Source organism: Microbacterium gawkjiense, assembly GCF_031932225.1.
Classification (GTDB): domain Bacteria; phylum Actinomycetota; class Actinomycetes; order Actinomycetales; family Microbacteriaceae; genus Microbacterium; species Microbacterium gawkjiense.
In genome coordinates this window covers 663,293-680,110 of the sequence record NZ_JAUZVV010000002.1, presented here as the reverse complement: position 1 = coordinate 680,110, position 16,818 = coordinate 663,293, and the positions used below count along the sequence as shown (strand labels likewise).

At 68.7% G+C, this 16,818-nt stretch carries 15 protein-coding genes; all 15 read left to right on the top strand.

What is annotated here, in order from left to right:
• Position 1: 1 nt before the first annotated feature.
• The 15 genes from Q9S71_RS11475 to dapC all read left to right on the top strand — a co-directional run bounded on the left by Q9S71_RS11475 (position 2) and on the right by dapC (position 16,807).
• A complete protein-coding gene (locus tag Q9S71_RS11475) occupies positions 2-1,642 on the top strand; it encodes a peptide ABC transporter substrate-binding protein (RefSeq protein WP_311862450.1) in 1,641 nt (546 codons plus the stop codon).
• Positions 1,643-1,827: 185 nt separating this feature from the next.
• Positions 1,828-2,757, top strand: coding sequence for an ABC transporter permease (locus Q9S71_RS11470; protein ID WP_251580251.1), 930 nt, complete (start codon positions 1,828-1,830; stop codon positions 2,755-2,757).
• Positions 2,747-3,682, top strand: coding sequence for an ABC transporter permease (locus tag Q9S71_RS11465; RefSeq protein ID WP_311862449.1), 936 nt, complete (start codon positions 2,747-2,749; stop codon positions 3,680-3,682). Before Q9S71_RS11470 ends, Q9S71_RS11465 begins: the two co-directional genes overlap by 11 nt.
• A complete protein-coding gene (locus Q9S71_RS11460; protein ID WP_311862448.1) occupies positions 3,679-5,400 on the top strand; it encodes an ABC transporter ATP-binding protein in 1,722 nt (573 codons plus the stop codon). The genes Q9S71_RS11465 and Q9S71_RS11460 overlap by 4 nt, the downstream gene beginning before the upstream one ends.
• Positions 5,397-5,963, top strand: a complete 567-nt coding sequence (locus tag Q9S71_RS11455; RefSeq protein ID WP_311862447.1) for a hypothetical protein — start codon at positions 5,397-5,399, stop codon at positions 5,961-5,963. The genes Q9S71_RS11460 and Q9S71_RS11455 overlap by 4 nt, the downstream gene beginning before the upstream one ends.
• 141 nt (positions 5,964-6,104) lie before the next feature.
• On the top strand, positions 6,105-7,088 hold the full coding sequence (locus tag Q9S71_RS11450; RefSeq protein WP_311862446.1) for an ABC transporter permease: 984 nt from the start codon (positions 6,105-6,107) through the stop codon (positions 7,086-7,088).
• Between the two features lie 2 nt (positions 7,089-7,090).
• Entirely contained in the window at positions 7,091-8,017 is a 927-nt protein-coding gene (locus Q9S71_RS11445; RefSeq protein WP_064001801.1) for an ABC transporter permease, read from the top strand.
• The gene (locus tag Q9S71_RS11440) at positions 8,010-10,124 is read left to right on the top strand and encodes a dipeptide ABC transporter ATP-binding protein (RefSeq protein WP_311862445.1); all 2,115 of its coding nucleotides are present in this window, start codon (positions 8,010-8,012) and stop codon (positions 10,122-10,124) included. The genes Q9S71_RS11445 and Q9S71_RS11440 overlap by 8 nt, the downstream gene beginning before the upstream one ends.
• A 49-nt stretch (positions 10,125-10,173) precedes the next feature.
• On the top strand, positions 10,174-11,862 hold the full coding sequence (locus Q9S71_RS11435; protein WP_064001802.1) for an ABC transporter family substrate-binding protein: 1,689 nt from the start codon (positions 10,174-10,176) through the stop codon (positions 11,860-11,862).
• Between the two features lie 141 nt (positions 11,863-12,003).
• Positions 12,004-13,917: a translational GTPase TypA gene (typA, locus tag Q9S71_RS11430; RefSeq protein ID WP_253033964.1), complete on the top strand. Its 1,914-nt coding sequence runs from the start codon at positions 12,004-12,006 to the stop codon at positions 13,915-13,917.
• Between the two features lie 4 nt (positions 13,918-13,921).
• A complete protein-coding gene (locus Q9S71_RS11425; protein ID WP_311862444.1) occupies positions 13,922-14,626 on the top strand; it encodes an AzlC family ABC transporter permease in 705 nt (234 codons plus the stop codon).
• A complete protein-coding gene (locus Q9S71_RS11420) occupies positions 14,623-14,937 on the top strand; it encodes an AzlD domain-containing protein (protein ID WP_064001805.1) in 315 nt (104 codons plus the stop codon). Before Q9S71_RS11425 ends, Q9S71_RS11420 begins: the two co-directional genes overlap by 4 nt.
• A 31-nt stretch (positions 14,938-14,968) precedes the next feature.
• On the top strand, positions 14,969-15,355 hold the full coding sequence (locus Q9S71_RS11415) for a DUF6113 family protein (RefSeq protein WP_064002455.1): 387 nt from the start codon (positions 14,969-14,971) through the stop codon (positions 15,353-15,355).
• Positions 15,356-15,364: 9 nt separating this feature from the next.
• Positions 15,365-15,685 (top strand): ferredoxin, encoded by a 321-nt coding sequence (gene fdxA / locus Q9S71_RS11410; RefSeq protein WP_064001806.1) that lies wholly within the window; start codon positions 15,365-15,367, stop codon positions 15,683-15,685.
• Between the two features lie 6 nt (positions 15,686-15,691).
• Positions 15,692-16,807, top strand: coding sequence for a succinyldiaminopimelate transaminase (gene dapC, locus Q9S71_RS11405; protein WP_311862443.1), 1,116 nt, complete (start codon positions 15,692-15,694; stop codon positions 16,805-16,807).
• Positions 16,808-16,818 lie beyond the last annotated feature (11 nt).

Below are 16,818 nucleotides of genomic sequence, written 5' to 3'. Positions count from 1 at the left end.
CATGGAGGACACTTTGAAGCGCAACAAGATCGGCGTCGCGGGCCTCGCCCTGCTCGGCGCCACCAGCCTGGTTCTCGCCGGCTGCGCCAGCTCCGGCGGCGGCACCGGTACCGAGACCGAGGGCACCGGCGGTTCGACGGATGCGGTCATCACGACCAACGGCTCCGAGCCCCAGAACCCGCTCATCCCCACCAACACCAACGAGACCGGTGGTGGCAAGGTCGTCGACTCGATCTTCGCGGGGCTCATCTCCTACGAGGCCGACGGCTCGGTCGTCAACGACGTCGCCGAAGAGATCACCACGGACTCGCCCACGCAGCTCACCGTCAAGATCCGCAAGGGCCTGACGTTCACGAACGGTGAAGAGGTCACGGCCGACAACTTCATCAAGGCGTGGAACTACGGCGCGCTGCTCGCGAACGCGCAGAACGCCTCGTACTTCTTCGAGGACATCGAGGGCTTCAGCTACGAGAAGGACTCGGAGCTGACCGGTCTGAAGCAGGTCGACGACCACACCTTCACCATCACGCTGAACAAGCCGGCATCCGACTTCGCGCAGCGTCTCGGCTACTCGGCGTTCTACCCGCTCCCCGACGTCGCGTTCGAGGACATGAAGGCGTTCGGCGAGAACCCGATCGGCAACGGCCCGTACAAGCTGGCCGAGGAGGGCGCGTGGCAGCACGACGTCCGCATCGACCTGGTCCCGAACGAGGACTACGACGGTCCTCGCAAGGCGAAGAACGGCGGTCTCGACATCGTCTTCTACGCGACGCAGGATGCCGCGTACCAGGACCTGCAGGCCGGCAACCTCGACGTGCTCGACGCCATCCCGGACAGCGCGCTCGAGACCTACGAGTCCGACCTCGACGGTCGTGCGGTCAACCAGCCCGCCGCCATCTTCCAGTCGCTGACGATCCCCGAGTGGGTCGACGGCTTCCAGACCGACGAAGAGGGCAAGCTGCGCCGCGCCGCGATCTCGCACGCGATCAACCGCGACCAGATCACCGACGTCATCTTCAAGGGCACCCGTACCCCCGCCAAGGACTTCACCTCGCCCGTCATCGACGGGTGGAGCGACTCGGTCCCCGGCAACGAGGTCCTGGAGTACGACCCCGAGCTCGCCAAGGAGCTGTGGGACCAGGCGAACGCGATCCAGCCCTACAGCGGCGAGGACTTCACGATCGCCTACAACGCCGACGGTGGTCACCAGACCTGGGTCGACGCGGTCGCGAACTCGATCTCGGGCACGCTCGGCATCACCGCGGTGGGCCAGCCCTTCCCGGACTTCGCGAGCTACCTCGACGCCCGTGACAACGAGAAGGTCAACGCCTTCCGTTCGGGTTGGCAGGCCGACTACCCCGGTCTGTACAACTTCCTCGGCCCGCTCTACGCGACCGGCGCCGGCTCGAACGACGGCAAGTACTCGGACAAGGCGTTCGACGACCTGCTGGCCAAGGGCATCAGCGAGACCGACGAGGCTGCGCGCAACGCGACCCTCCTCGAGGCGCAGTCGGTCCTGTTCGAGGACCTTCCGGCGCTCCCGCTGTGGTACTCCAACGTGAACGGCGGCTGGGCCGACGGAGTGCAGAACGTCGAGTTCGGCTGGAACTCGGTGCCGCTCTACTACGAGATCACCAAGTAACCCGTACACAGCATCACCTCGCACGAGGCGGTGACGGTCACCCGTCACCGCCTCGTGGCGTGACCCGCCTGTCTCACCGTTCTCACAGGGGACGGGCAGAGGATGGATGAACAGGGGCGCCGCAGAGCGGGGCCCTTCTTCGTGCGTCAGCACTGATACGTCTTTTCCCTGAAAGGGGGCCGAGGGTGGCCTATTACATCCTCCGACGGATCCTTCAGGTCATTCCGGTCTTCATCGGCGCGACCCTGTTGATCTACTACATGGTCTTCGGACTCCCGGGCGACCCGATCGCCGCACTGTTCGGAGACAAGCAGCCGCCGCAGGCGGTCATCGACGCGATCCGAGACCAGTACAAGTTGAACGAGCCGTTCATCGTCCAGTACGCGAACTACCTCGGCGGCGTCCTCCGCCTCGACTTCGGGAACACCTTCTCCGGTCAGAGCGTCAACGACGTCCTCGCGCGGACCATCCCGGTCACCATGCGCCTGGCCATCATGTCCGTCGCGATCGCCTTCGTGCTCGCCCTGGTCATCGGTGCACTGTCCGCTGTCTGGAAGGGCTCGATCTTCGACAACGGCGCCCTCGTGACGGCGCTGATCTTCATCGCCATCCCGATCTTTGTCCTCTGCTTCCTCGCGCAGTACTTCCTGGGCGTGCAGCTCGGCTGGTTCAAGCCGACCGTCGGCGGTCAGAACGACTGGGGCGACCTGTGGCTGCCCGCGATCGTCCTCGGTCTCAGCATCTACGCGTCGAGCATGCGTCTTACGCGTGCGTCCATGATCGAGTCGCTCGGGCAGGACTGGGTCCGCACCGCCTACTCGAAGGGCCTGCCGCGTCGCCGGGTCATCCCCGTCCATGTGCTCCGCAACTCGATGATCCCCATGGTGACCGACACGGCGACCCAGTTCGGTGTCCTCATGGTTGGCGCCACCGTGACGGAGGGCATCTTCAACGTCCCCGGCGTCGGCAACACCCTCTTCAACGCGATCATCCGCCACGAGACCCCGACGGTCGTCTCCTTCGTCACGATCTTCGTCGTCATCTACGTGCTGGTGAACCTGGCCGTCGACCTTCTCTACGGCCTGCTCGACCCGAGGATCCGCTATGTCAAGTAACTCCACGCACTACGTGGCGCCCGCCCGCACCGAGACGGTGGTGGTCGACCAGCTGCGCCTGTCCGAGAAGAAGAGCAACCTCTGGCTCGATTCCTGGCGCGACCTGCGTCGCCGTCCGACGTTCTGGATCTCGATCGTCTTCTCGCTGCTGATCGTCGTCATGGCGGTCGCGCCGAACCTCTTCACCTCCGTCGCCCCGTCGGGCGGCGCGTGCGACCTCGCGAAAAGCAACGGCGGACCGGAGGCGGGCCACCCCTTGGGATTCACCTACCTCGGCTGCGACATCTGGTCGCGCGTCGTCCACGGCACGGGTGTGTCGATGTCGGTCGGTGTCCTGGCAACCGTGATCTCGACGGTCATCGGCCTCATCATGGGCACACTGGCCGGCTTCTACGGCGGATTCCTCGACTCGCTGCTCTCGCGCGTCGGTGACGTCTTCTTCACGATCCCCTACATCGTCGCTGCGGTCGTGGTCATGTCGGTCCTCGCCGAGTACAAGAACGTCTTCGTCCTCGCGCTCGCGATCGGTGGATTCTCGTGGGCGAGCACGGCTCGTATCGCACGCGCCGAAGTCCTCCGGGTGAAGCAGTCCGACTACGTGACGGCATCCATCTCCATCGGTCTGTCGCGCTTCCGGACATTGCTCAGCCACGTCATCCCGAACGCGATGGCTCCCGTCATCGTCGTCACGACGCTCGGCCTCGGCACCGCGATCGTCGCGGAGGCGACCCTGTCCTTCCTCGGTGTCGGCCTCGGCGGTGTGTCGTGGGGCGCGGACATCAGCCAGGCGCAGTCGTCCATCCGCACGGCGCCGTTCGCCCTGCTGTGGCCGTCGCTCGCCCTGACGATCTCGGTCCTCGCCTTCATCACCCTCGGCGAGCTCCTGCGCGACGCCGTCGACCCGAAGTCGAGGGCCCAGCGATGAGCGCCACCGAGAACCCGTCGAGCCGCGCTTCGCTGCGCGGCAGCCACAAGGAGAGCGCCGTGTCGCAACCCCTTCTCCAGATCCGCGACCTGAAGGTCGCCTTCTCGAACGGCAAGAAGGAGCGCGAGGTCCTCCACGGGGTCGACCTCGACGTCTTCCCGGGAGAGACCGTCGCCATCGTGGGCGAGTCCGGTTCGGGTAAGTCGACGACGGCCGCTGCCGTCATCGACCTGCTTCCGGGCACCGGCAAGGTGACGAGCGGATCGATCCTGCTCGACGGGGTCGACCTGACGAAGGCGAGCCGTCGCGACATGGAGGCGATCCGTGGTCGCGACATCGGCTACGTCCCGCAGGACCCGATGTCGAACCTCAACCCGGTCTGGTCGATCGGCTTCCAGGTCGAGGAGGCCGTGCGAGCCAACGGTCTCGCCTCCAGCCGCAGGCAGGCGCGGCAGCGCGCGATCGAGGTGCTCAAGCAGGCCGGGCTCGCCGATGCGGAACGGCGCATGCACCAGTTCCCGCACCAGTTCTCGGGTGGGATGCGGCAGCGCGCCCTCATCGGCATCGGTCTCGCCGCCGACCCGAAGCTCCTGATCGCCGACGAGCCCACCAGCGCGCTCGACGTGACGGTGCAGCGGGTCATCCTCGATCACCTCGCCTCGCTCACCCGCGAGAAGGGCACCTCCGTCCTCTTCATCACGCACGACCTCGGACTCGCGGCGGAGCGCGCCGACCGGATCGTCGTGATGAACCAGGGTGAGATCGTCGAGGCGGGCCCGAGCCGGGTCATCCTCGAGAACCCCCAGCACCCCTACACCCAGCGGTTGGTGGCCGCTGCCCCGAGCCTCGCGTCGCAGCGCATCCAGGCCGTGGCCGAGCGGCGCGGCGTGGAGCACCTCGACGAGGTCGTCGACGCGAAGCCCGTCGTGGAGGTGCGCGATCTCGTCAAGGAGTACAAGATCCGCTCGGGCGGCTTCCGCAGCGAGCCGTTCCGCGCGGTGGACGGTGTCTCCTTCCAGATCCCGCGGGGTAAGACGCTCGCCCTCGTGGGGGAGTCGGGGTCGGGCAAGTCGACCGTGGCGAAGATGGTGCTCCAGCTCGAGCAGCCGACGAGCGGCGCCGTGATCGTCGACGGTGCGGACACCTCGGGCATGAACCGCAAGGAGGTCTTCGCCCTCCGCAGTCGCATGCAGCCGGTCTTCCAGGACCCGTACGGGTCGCTCGACCCGCTCCGCAGCATCGGTGCGCTGATCGCCGAACCGCTTCGCGTACACGGCGTGGGTGACGAGAAGTCCCGACGCGACCGTGTGTTCGAGCTGCTCGAGCAGGTGTCGCTTCCGCGCGAGGTCGCGTGGCGCTACCCGAACGAGCTCTCGGGCGGTCAGCGTCAGCGCATCGCGATCGCGCGAGCCCTCGCCCTCAAGCCGTCGATCGTCGTCCTCGACGAGGCGGTGTCGGCGCTCGACGTGCTCGTGCAGGACCAGATCCTGCGCCTGCTGGCGGAGCTGCAGTCCGAGCTCGACCTGACCTACCTGTTCATCACCCACGACCTCGCCGTCGTCCGGGTCGCGGCGGACCTCGTGTGCGTCATGGAGCAGGGCCGTGTCGTCGAGCAGGGCACGGTGGACGAGATCTTCGCCTCGCCGACGCAGGAGTACACCCGGCGCCTGCTCGACGCGATCCCCGGTGCGGACATCCCGCTCGGGGGGCGTGCGTGACGAACCACACCGAGGGCGGGGGAGGCGGGCGCGATGCTCGCTTCCTCCGCCCTCGGGTGTTCCGCGCCTCCTCGACCCTCTTGTCCTTCTGGGTGGTCGTCGCGATGCTCGCCTTCTTCCTGGGGGATGCGGCGGTGCGGGGGAGCTGGCTCTTCCTGGCGAAGTGGACCGCCCCGCTCCTGCTGATCGGCTGGGGGGCGTGGCTGCTCTTCTGGCGGTCGCAGGTGAGGGCCGATCGCGAGGGTGCCGTGGTGATCAACGCGCTCCGGATCCACGATCTGCCGTGGTCCTCTGTCGAGGAGGTCGTGCAGTCCGCGCAGCTGCGTGTCGTCCTCGTCGGCGGCCGGCGCATCGACTGCTGGGGCGGACCTTTCCCCCCGCGCCGACGGATGACGCGGACGCCCGAGCCGTCGGCGGATGCGGCGCTGGTCATGGAAGCGCTGCGCGAGGCGGCGACGCCCTCCGAGCGTGTCGCGACCTCGCGCTGGGACGTCCCCGCGCTCCTCGTGGGAGTCGCCCTCGCGGCCTTCACGATCGCCTCTGTGACACTTGTGCATCCGTGAAGTAAAGATCGTGAAACGAACTGTTCACCGTTTCGACGGATCTGTGGGCATGTTTGTTAGCGTTGTGCGGGCGGGGCAGCGAAGCCCCGTTAGGCAAGGCGTCCTCGACGCCGGAACGGCCGGAGAGGACACCCGAGACGCGTGACGCTGTACTTGATCAGGAGAATCCTGAACTACGCGATCCTCACCCTCGTCGCCACGTCGCTGGCGTACGTGCTCGCGAGCATCGGACTCGTCCCTGAGCGACGGTTCCTGCAGCGGAACCCTCCGGTTCCGCAGTCGACGATCGACGGCATCCTGGACCGCTGGGGTGTGAACCCCGAGGACCCGCTCCTGCTCCGCCTCTTCCGGTGGCTCGGCAATCTCTTCACCCAGGGTTCGCTCGGCCTCACGACGGGCAATCAGCCGGTCGTCGAGCAGATCTTCGTCCGCGCCGGGGTGAGCCTGCAGCTGCTGCTGGTGGGCTCGATCATCGGCGCCATCCTGGGCGTGATCCTGGGCGTCTGGGGCGCCGTGCGCCAGTACCGCACGAGCGACCGCATCGTCACGGCGGCGTCCTACCTGCTGTTCGCGACCCCCACCGTCGTCATGGCGATCCTCCTCATGATCCTCGCCACCTACTTCAACCAGGCGGCGGGGTCCCAGATCATCCGGTTCACCGGTCAGTACTCGCCGGGCATCCCGAATGAGTTCTGGCCTCAGCTGGGCGACCGCCTCTCGCACCTGCTGCTGCCGACCCTCGTCCTGATCCTGGGCGCAGCGGCCTCGTACAGCCGGTACCAGCGCAGCGCGATGCTCGACGTCCTCGGCGCGGACTACATCCGCACCGCGCGGTCGAAGGGCCGCACCCGCGGGTCCGCCCTCGTGCGTCACGGTGTGCGCGTCGCGCTCATCCCCATGTCGACGTTCTTCGCCTACAGCTTCGGCACCCTGGTCGCCGGGGCGACGATGCTCGAGATCATGTTCGGCTGGCACGGGATGGGCGAACTCACGATCCAAGCCGTGCAGCAGGACGACATCAACGCGGTGGCGGGATCGACGATGTTCGTCGCGGTCCTGATCCTGTGCTCGTCGACCCTCTCAGAAGTCTTGTACGCCGCCCTCGACCCGCGCGTGCGGAGGTAATCATGGTCATCCCTCTCGAACAGTCCGCCGAGGTCGCCGAGCTCTCGGTCTCCGCGGATCAGAAGACCCGCAAGCCGCTCACGCGCTCGCGCTTGATCTGGCAGCGCCTGCGCTCGTCGAAGCAGTTCTGGATCGGCACGATCGTCCTCGTCGCGATCGTCCTGTGGGCGGTCGTCGGTCCGCTCGTCTGGCCGATCTCGCACACCACGCGCGATTACTTCTCCCTCAACCAGGCGCCGAGCGCCGCGCACCCGTTCGGTACGGACACGCTCGGTTACGACCTGTTCGCCCAGACGATGGCCGGCCTGCGCATCTCCCTGATCGTCGGTTTCGTCGCGGGTCCGCTGGCCACGCTCATCGCGGGCTTCGTGGGAGCGATCGCCGGGTACGTCGGCGGGTGGAGCGACAAGGTCATCGCCTGGTTCATCGACCTGCTGCTCGTGCTGCCCGCCTTCTTCATCCTCGTGCTGCTCTTCCCGTTCTTCCGGGAGTCCGGCTGGATCGTCATGACCTTCTTCCTGGCGCTGTTCGGCTGGATGATCATGGCGCAGGTGATCCGTTCGCAGACACGCTCGCTGCGTGAGCGCGAGTTCGTGAAGGCCGCGCGCTACATGGGCTTCGGCACGTGGTCGGTCGTCACCCGCCACGTCGTCCCGAACGTCGCCTCCCTCCTCATCATCGACGCCACGCTGGGTGTCGGCGCCATGATCCTGGCCGAGACGAGCCTCAGCTTCTTCGGCTTCGGCGTGCAGGCGCCCGAAGTCTCGCTCGGTACCCTCATCGCCGCCGGAAACACCGCCGCGGCCACCCGACCCTGGCTGTTCGTCTTCCCCGCGGCGACCCTCGTCGTCCTGCTCCTGAGCCTGAGCCTCGTCGGCGATGCTCTGCGCGACGCCATCGACCCCACTTCCGGAGCCAACCGTGGTTGACGAACTGCTGCACTCGATCGAGACGAGCGCCCGCGAACGCGGCCGCCCGATCCTCGAGGTCAAGAACCTCTCCGTCACGTTCCCGCAGCGCGACGGGTCACCCGTGCGCGCCGTCCGCGACGTCAGCTACACGATCCACGAGGGCGAGTTCCTCGGGATCGTGGGCGAGTCCGGCTCTGGCAAGTCGGTCTCCTCGCTCGCGGTGATGGGTCTCCTCCCCGACACGGCTCAGATCGAGGGCGAGATCCTCTTCCAGGGGCAGAACCTGCTGTCGCTCGACGACCGGCGGCTCTCCCGCATCCGCGGCCGCGAACTGGCGATCATCTTCCAGGACCCGCTGTCGGCGCTGACCCCCGTCTACACCGTCGGCGATCAGATCGCCGAAGCGCTGCGACTGCACGACTCGGCGCTCAGCAAGCAGGCCGCCGCCGCGCGCGCCGTCGAGCTCCTCAAGATCGTCGGCATCCCCGACGCCCCGCGCCGTGCCAAGGCGTTCCCGCACGAGTACTCGGGTGGGATGCGGCAGCGCGCGATGATCGCCATCGCGATCGCAAACAACCCGCGCCTCATCATCGCCGACGAGCCGACGACCGCACTCGACGTGACGATCCAGGCGCAGATCCTCGAAGTGCTCGAGGAGGCGAAGCGGATCACGGGTGCCGCCGTGTCGCTCATCACTCACGACCTCGGTGTCGTGGCCGGTCACGCCGACAACGTCGGCGTCATGTACGCCGGGAAGATGGTCGAGTACGGCAGCGTCGAGACGATCTTCCGCGAGCCCGTCATGCCGTACACGGTGGGTCTGCTCCGATCGGTGCCCAACATCCGCACCGCAGGCACCGAACGCCTCGTCCCGCTCGAGGGTCGCCCGCCGTCCCTCGGCTCGCTCCCGAAGGGCTGCCCCTTCGCCGCACGCTGCCCCGCCGCGATCGCGGTGTGCCACGAGGTCGAGCCCGAGCTCGTCCCCGCCGGGAAGGCCGTCGGGCAGCTCGCCGCGTGCCATCGCTCGGACGAACTCGCCGAGGGTGTCCTCCGGCGCTCCGACATCTTCCCGCGGCCCGAGCCGCTGCCGGCCGAGGTCGTCGCCGAGACGACGGAGGCTCCCATCGTCGAGGTGCGCGACCTCAAGCGGCACTTCCCGCTCTACCGCGGCGGCGTGTTCCGCCGTCGCGTGGGTGACGTCAAGGCCGTGGACGGTGTCTCCTTCGACCTCCGCGAGGGGCGCGTGCTCGCCCTCGTGGGCGAGTCGGGGTGCGGCAAGACCACCACCATCCTCGAGATGATGGAGCTCACCGCCCCGCAGGGCGGGCGGATCACCTTCGACGGCAAGGACGTCGCCTCGCTGACCCGCAAGGGACGCCGGGAGCTGCGCCGCGACATCCAGATCGTGTTCCAGGACCCGGCGGCCGCCGTCGACCCGCGCCTGCCGATCGGAGAGGTCATCGCCGAGCCGCTACTCGTGCACGACGTCCCCAAGGCCCAGCGCGACGAGCGCGTCGTCGAACTCCTCGAGCTCGTGGGCCTCGACCCCGCGATGGCGGACCGCTACCCGCACGAGTTCTCCGGCGGTCAGCGCCAGCGCATCGGCATCGCCCGCGCCCTGGCGACGAACCCGAAGGTGCTCGTCCTCGACGAACCGGTCTCGGCCCTCGACGTGTCGATCCAGGCCGGTGTGATCAACCTCCTGCAGGACCTCCGCGACCGGTTGGGCCTGTCGATGGTGTTCGTCGCCCACGACCTCGCGGTCGTCCGCCAGCTGGCCGACGACGTCTCGGTCATGTACCTCGGCCGGATCGTCGAGTCCGGACCGATCGCCGAGGTCTTCAGCAACCCGCGGCATCCGTACACCCAGGCCCTCATGTCGGCGGCGCCGATCCCGGACCCGCACATCGAGCGCACCCGGGAACGCGTGCTGCTCGACGGCGACCTGCCGAGCCCGGCCGTGGAGATCCAGGGATGCCGCTTCCGCACCCGCTGCCCGCTGTTCCGTCTCCTGCCCGAGGACGACCAGCGGCTCTGCCTCGGCGAGTACCCCGATCTGGCGCGGCGCGGCCGCGTCGAGGTGGCCTGCCACCACGTCGAGAAGAACGTCCTCGTCGTCACCTGACCCCTGAACTCCGTCTTTTCCGGCGGACCCAAGAAGAAAGTAGATGCACATGATCCGTAAGACAGCACTTGCGGGTCTTGCTGTGCTCAGCGCGGGAGCTCTCATGCTCACCGCCTGTGCTGGCGGGACCACGTCGTCGCCGTCGCCGTCCTCCTCGGCGTCGCCCGAATCGCTCCCCCTGGTCGGCTACGAGACGGTGGACTACGGCGACCTCACCGACGGGGGCACGCTCAACCTCTCCGTCACGAGCAGCCCGACGGACGAGGGCAGCTGGAACCCGAACCACGCACTCGCGGCCAACGTCGACGTCCAGCGGCTCCTCGAGCCCACGCTCTCCTCGATGTGGGTCGTCGCGGACGACGGCAGCTGGACCGCGAACCCCGACTACGCCACCTCGATCGAACTGACGAGCGAGTCGCCCCAGGTCGTCACGGTCAAGCTCAACGAGAAGGCCGTGTGGCCCGACGGCAAGCCGATCACCGCCGAGGACTACGTCGCCACCTACGCCGCCGCCGGCGGCGCCGCCGACGGCTACGAGACGGTCCCGTCGTCGGTGTTCGACGCGATCGACAAGGCCGAGGTCGTCAGCGACTTCGAGTACACGGTCACCTTCAAGGGTGCCTACGCCGACTGGCCGAGCCTGTTCCTGACCCCGGTGCTCCCGGCGGACATCGCCAAGGACAAGGAGGCCTTCAACAGCGGCTTCGCGTCCGAGGCCGTCCCCTCCGCGGGCCCGTACGTCGTCGACTCGATCGACAACAGCGCCAAGATCTTCAAGCTGGTCCCCAACCCGAACTGGTGGGGTGCCAACAAGCCGAAGCTCGACAGCATCACCTTCAAGGTCATCGCGCAGGAGACCCTGCCGCAGGCCTACTCCAACGACGAGATCGACGCGATCGAGATCCAGACGCCCGACGCTCTGGAGACCGCCAGTGCCAAGGCAGGATCCGTCGTCGGCCGCTCCGGCGGTGTCACCTGGTCGCACCTGACCTTCAACGCGACCGCGGCGCCGTTCGACGACGTCAACGTCCGCAAGGCCATCGGTATGGCGATGGACCGCGAGCTGATCGCCCGCGTCGCCAACGAGCCCCTGGGCGCCCCGGCGACCACGCTCGGCGACTGGATCTTCATGCCCGGCCAGGCCGGCTACAGCGACGTCTTCGACGAGAAGATCGGCAGCGACCCGGCCAAGGCCGAGGAGACGCTCGAGGAAGCCGGTTGGACCAAGGAGGGCGACTCCTGGACGAAGGACGGCAAGCCGCTCGAGTTCGCGATCACCGTTCCGGCGGGCACGCAGTCGAACATCAACCGCGCGCTGGGCGTCCAGGACGCCCTCGCCAAGATCGGCGTCAAGGTCACCCTCAACGAGGTCCCCAGCGAGAACTACTTCACGAACATCGAGGCCGGGGACTTCCAGGCCGTGACGTTCGGGTGGCAGGGCACGCTGTTCCCGATCTCGTCCGCGGAGACGATCTACACGCCGGCGGACTCGCCGCAGAACTACGCGCGCGTGACGGACGACCGTCTCGCCGACCTGTGGGAGCAGGCCAACGCCGAGCTCGACGAGACCAAGCGTCTGGAGATCGCCAAGCAGATCAACGAGGTGATCGCCGACTTCCTGCCGAGCGTTCCGATCTACCCGTACCCCGAGGTGGTGGCGACCGACGAGGGTCTCGCCAACTACGGCACGGCGACGTTCAAGAACATCGACTGGTCGCTGGTCGGCTACACCGAGTGATCCGAGCATCGCTCACCCGCATCACCTGATGCACGGCGGGGCGGGGACCGAAAGGTCCTCGCCCCGTCGGCGTGTCGCGGGCTGCGGTAAAGTGGACTGCCGGCATCCCGGCATCATCCCTCTCTGCAAGGAACTCCCTTCATGGCGCACGCCCTCCGTCCTGACCTCCGTAACGTCGCGATCGTCGCGCACGTCGACCACGGCAAGACGACGCTCGTCGACGCCATGCTCCGCCAGACCGGCTCGTTCGGCGAGCACGCGCACGTCGAAGAGCGCGCGATGGACTCGAACGACCTCGAGCGTGAGAAGGGGATCACGATCCTCGCCAAGAACACGGCGATCACGTACAACGGCATCCACACCGAGCAGCCGATCACGATCAACGTCATCGACACCCCCGGTCACGCCGACTTCGGCGGCGAGGTCGAGCGCGGCCTGTCGATGGTGGACGGCGTCGTCCTGCTGGTGGATGCCTCCGAGGGCCCGCTCCCGCAGACCCGGTTCGTCCTGCGCAAGGCGCTCGAGGCCAAGCTCCCCGTCATCCTCCTGGTCAACAAGACCGACCGTCCCGACGCCCGCATCGCGGAGGTCGAGGAGGAGGCGCACGACCTGCTGCTGGGTCTCGCCTCCGACCTGCAGGACGACGTGCCCGACCTCGACGTCGACGCGCTGCTCGACGTCCCCGTCGTCTACGCCTCGGGCCGCGCCGGCGCCGCCTCGCGCACGCGCCCGGACAACGGCTCGCTGCCCGACAACGACGACCTCGAGCCGCTGTTCGAGGCGATCCTCGAGCACGTCCCCGCTCCGTCGTACGACGACGAGGCTCCGCTGCAGGCGTGGGTCACGAACCTCGACTCCTCGCCGTTCCTCGGCCGTCTCGCCCTCCTGCGCGTCTTCAACGGCACGCTCAAGAAGGGGCAGACCGTCGCCTGGGTGCGCGCGGACGGCACGACGAGCAACGCCCGCATCACCGAGCTGCTCATGACCCGCGCGCTCGAGCGCTACCCCGCCGAGTCCGCCGGCCCCGGCGACATCGTCGCGATCGCGGGCTTCGAGAACATCACGATCGGTGAGACCATCGCCGACCCCGAGGACATCCGTCCCCTCCCGGCCATCACGGTCGACGACCCCGCCATCTCGATGACGATCGGCACCAACACCTCGCCGCTCATGGGCAAGGTCAAGGGGCACAAGCTCACCGCCCGCATGGTGAAGGACCGCCTCGACCGCGAGCTCATCGGCAACGTGTCGCTGAAGGTCGTCGACATCGGCCAGCCCGACGCGTGGGAGGTCCAGGGCCGTGGTGAGCTCGCGCTGGCGATCCTCGTCGAGAACATGCGCCGCGAGGGCTTCGAGCTCACCGTCGGCAAGCCGCAGGTGGTCACCCGGCGCGACGAGAACGGCAAGCTCACCGAGCCGTTCGAGCACCTCACGATCGACGCACCCGAGGAGCACCTCGGTGCCATCACCCAGCTGATGGCCGGCCGCAAGGGCCGTATGGAGACGATGACCAACCACGGCACCGGCTGGGTGCGCATGGAGTTCATCGTCCCCTCGCGCGGTCTCATCGGCTTCCGCAGCGAGTTCCTCACCATCACGCGCGGCACCGGCATCGCGAACGCGATCTCGCACGGCTACGACGAGTGGGCGGGCGCGATCTCGACCCGTCAGAACGGCTCGATCGTCGCCGACCGCGCCGGCGTCGTCACGCCGTTCGCCATGATCGCTCTCCAGGAGCGCATGTCGTTCTTCGTGCAGCCCACCGAGGAGGTCTACGAGGGCATGGTCATCGGCGAGAACTCGCGCGCCGACGACATGGACGTCAACATCACGAAGGAGAAGAAGCTCACGAACATGCGTTCGTCGACCTCGGACTCCTTCGAGTCGATGACGCCGCCGCGCGTGCTCACCCTCGAGGAGAGCCTCGAGTTCGCCCGCGACGACGAATGCGTCGAGGTCACGCCCGAGAAGGTGCGCATCCGCAAGGTCGTGCTCGACGCGACCGAGCGCGGCCGCGCCGCCTCGCGCCTGAAGCGCCAGGACGCCGGTTCCTGACGCGGTGACGGGGGAGGAGCAGCCCACCGGACGGGCGTGGCGAGACTCCCTCGGGGTGGTCCTCGCGACCAGCGCCTATGGGGTGTCCTTCGGCGCCCTCGCGGTCGCCTCGGGTCTGGACGTCTGGCAGACGTGCGTCCTCAGCCTGTTCATGTTCACCGGCGGATCGCAGTTCGCGTTCGTCGGTGTGATCGGCGGGGGAGGTCTCGCGGGCGCGGCGATCGCGTCGGCGGGGCTGCTCGGCATGCGCAACGTCGCCTACGGACTGCGCATGTCGCCGGTCGTGGGTACGGGCTTCTGGCGGCGCGCCGCGGCATCCCATTTCACGATCGACGAATCGACGGCGGTCGCGCTGGCGCAGACGGATGCCGGTGCCCGCCGCATCGGCTTCTGGGTGACCGGCATCGGCATCTACCTCGGCTGGAACCTCACGACCCTCGCGGGAGCGCTGCTGGGCGACGTCCTCGGTGACGTCCGGACCTACGGATTGGATGCCGCGGCCGCGGCTGCGTTCCTCGCACTGCTCTGGCCGCGTCTGCGCCGGCGTCAGGCGATCGCGGTGGGGGCGGCGGCGGCCGTCGTCGCGGCGATCTCGACCCCGCTGCTCATGCCGGGGCTTCCCGTCCTCGTCGCCGCGGTCGTCGCACTCGTCGTCGGCTGGACGAACTGGCTCGGCGCCCGCGAGACCACCACGGAGGCCGCGTCATGACCCTGTGGCACGCCATCCTGCTCGCCTCGATCGTCTGCGTCGCGCTGAAGACCGTGGGGTATCTCGTGCCGCCGGCGTGGTTCGACGCGCCGCGCCCGTCGCGGACGATCGACCTGCTCACCGTCGCCCTGCTCGCCGCTCTCGTCGTCGTGCAGACGCTGGGTGCGGGCCAGGCGGTCGTCGTCGATGCGCGGCTGCCCGCCGTCCTCGTGGCCGCGGGCCTGCTCGTGATCCGTGCGCCGTTCCTCGTGGTCGTGGTCGCGGCCGCCGCCACCGCGGCGCTCCTGCGCCTGTGGGGCTGGGCGGCGTGATCGCCCCAGGGTGCGCGCCTAGACTGTCGTGGTGAACGCCCTGCTCGCCCGCGTCGCCACGTGGATCCTCGCCGCCGTCATCGGCGTCGTCTACGGCGTGGCCGGCACCATCGGTCAGGCGGCGGTGTGGGGTGTGGTCCCCGTCGGCCTGCTGGTCGCCTCGCTCGGTTTCATCGCCCTGCTGGTCGCCGTCCGCATCCTCACGGGGGAGCGCGCGTCGGCTCTGGCCTGCGGCCTGGGAGCCATGCTCGCGACGCTCCTCTTCGCCAACGAGGGGCCGGGCGGCTCGGTCGTCGTCCCGGCGCCACCGGAGGGCGCGACCATCACGCCCGGGCTCATCTGGACCTTCGTCGTGCCGCTCGTGGCCGCGCTCGTCGTCGCGTGGCCGTCGGCATCCCGGCTCCGTTCCACGAACTAGACTCGTCGTGTGACGTATGTGATCGCTCTCCCGTGCGTGGATGTCAAAGACCGTGCCTGCATCGACGAGTGCCCCGTCGACTGCATCTACGAGGGCGAACGGTCGCTCTACATCCACCCCGACGAGTGCGTCGACTGCGGTGCGTGCGAGCCGGTCTGCCCGGTCGAGGCGATCTACTACGAGGACGACCTCCCCGCCGAGTGGCAGGACTACTACACCGCCAACGTCGAGTTCTTCGAGGACATCGGCTCGCCCGGCGGTGCCGCGAAGGTCGGTGTGATCGCGAAGGACCACCCCGTCATCGCGGGTCTTCCGCCGCAGGCGCACTGACCGTCCATGAGCGTCCGCGATCTCGCCGACTACCCGTGGGACGCCGTCGCACCGTACGCCGCGCGCGCACGGCAGCATCCTGACGGCATCGTCGACCTCTCCATCGGCTCTCCGGTCGACCCGACGCCCGGCGTCGTGGCGGACGCCCTGCGGCGCTCGACCGATGCGCACGCCTACCCGCAGACCGTCGGCACCCCGGCGCTGCGCGAAGCGATCGCCGCCTGGTACGCGCGGCGCCGCGGCGTCCCCGGCCTGACTCCCGCGCACGTGATCCCCACGGTCGGCTCGAAGGAGCTCGTCGCGCTCCTGCCGCTGCTCCTCGGGCTCGGCCCCGGCGACACCGTCGTGCACCCCCGCGCCGCCTACCCGTCGTACGAGGTCGGTGCCCGCCTCGTCGGCGCGACCGCGCTCGCCTCGGACGATCCGGGCGAATGGCCCGAGACGACCCGCCTGGTGTGGCTCAACTCTCCCGGCAACCCCGACGGCCGCGTGCTGGGCGTCGACGAGCTCCGCCGCGCCGTGCGTCGCGCGCGCGAGCTGGGTGCCGTCCTGGCCTCGGACGAGTGCTACGCCGAGCTGGGCTGGGACGGACCGTGGGCGGATGCCGCGGTGCCGAGCGTCCTCGATCCGCGCGTCACCGAGGGCGACCTCACCGCGCTCCTGTCGGTCTACTCGCTCAGCAAGCAGTCCAACCTCGCCGGGTACCGCGCCGCGTTCCTGGCGGGCGACACGGATCTGGTGGCGGGGCTCGTGACGGCGCGCAAGCACCTCGGACTCATGGTCCCGGGTCCCGTGCAGGACGCGATGGTCGCCGCCCTCGAGGACGACCCGCACGTCGAGCACCAGCGCGCGCTGTACCGTGCGCGGCGCGACGTGCTGAAGCCCGCCGTCGAGGCGGCCGGGTTCCGGATCGACCACAGCGAGGGCGGCCTGTACCTCTGGGCGACGGCGGGGGAGGACGCCTGGACGTCGCTCGGCCGGCTCGCCGAGCTCGGCATCCTGGCCGGTCCCGGCCACTTCTACGGCGCGCACCACCCGCAGCACGTGCGCTTCTCGCTCACCGCGACCGACGAGCGCATCGCCGCCGCGGCGCGGCGACTGACGGCATCCGCGGGATCGTAGCGTTTCGTAGG

Excerpts from the sequence above, each read along its gene's own strand:
- Q9S71_RS11475 (WP_311862450.1), top strand. The coding sequence starts at position 2 with ATGGAGGACACTTTGAAGCGCAACAAGATCGGCGTCGCGGGCCTCGCC.
- Q9S71_RS11465 (WP_311862449.1), top strand. The coding sequence starts at position 2,747 with ATGTCAAGTAACTCCACGCACTACGTGGCGCCCGCCCGCACCGAGACG.
- Q9S71_RS11460 (WP_311862448.1), top strand. The coding sequence starts at position 3,679 with ATGAGCGCCACCGAGAACCCGTCGAGCCGCGCTTCGCTGCGCGGCAGC.
- Q9S71_RS11445 (WP_064001801.1), top strand. The coding sequence starts at position 7,091 with ATGGTCATCCCTCTCGAACAGTCCGCCGAGGTCGCCGAGCTCTCGGTC.
- Q9S71_RS11435 (WP_064001802.1), top strand. The coding sequence starts at position 10,174 with ATGATCCGTAAGACAGCACTTGCGGGTCTTGCTGTGCTCAGCGCGGGA.
- typA (WP_253033964.1), top strand. The coding sequence starts at position 12,004 with ATGGCGCACGCCCTCCGTCCTGACCTCCGTAACGTCGCGATCGTCGCG.
- Q9S71_RS11420 (WP_064001805.1), top strand. The coding sequence starts at position 14,623 with ATGACCCTGTGGCACGCCATCCTGCTCGCCTCGATCGTCTGCGTCGCG.
- dapC (WP_311862443.1), top strand. The coding sequence starts at position 15,692 with ATGAGCGTCCGCGATCTCGCCGACTACCCGTGGGACGCCGTCGCACCG.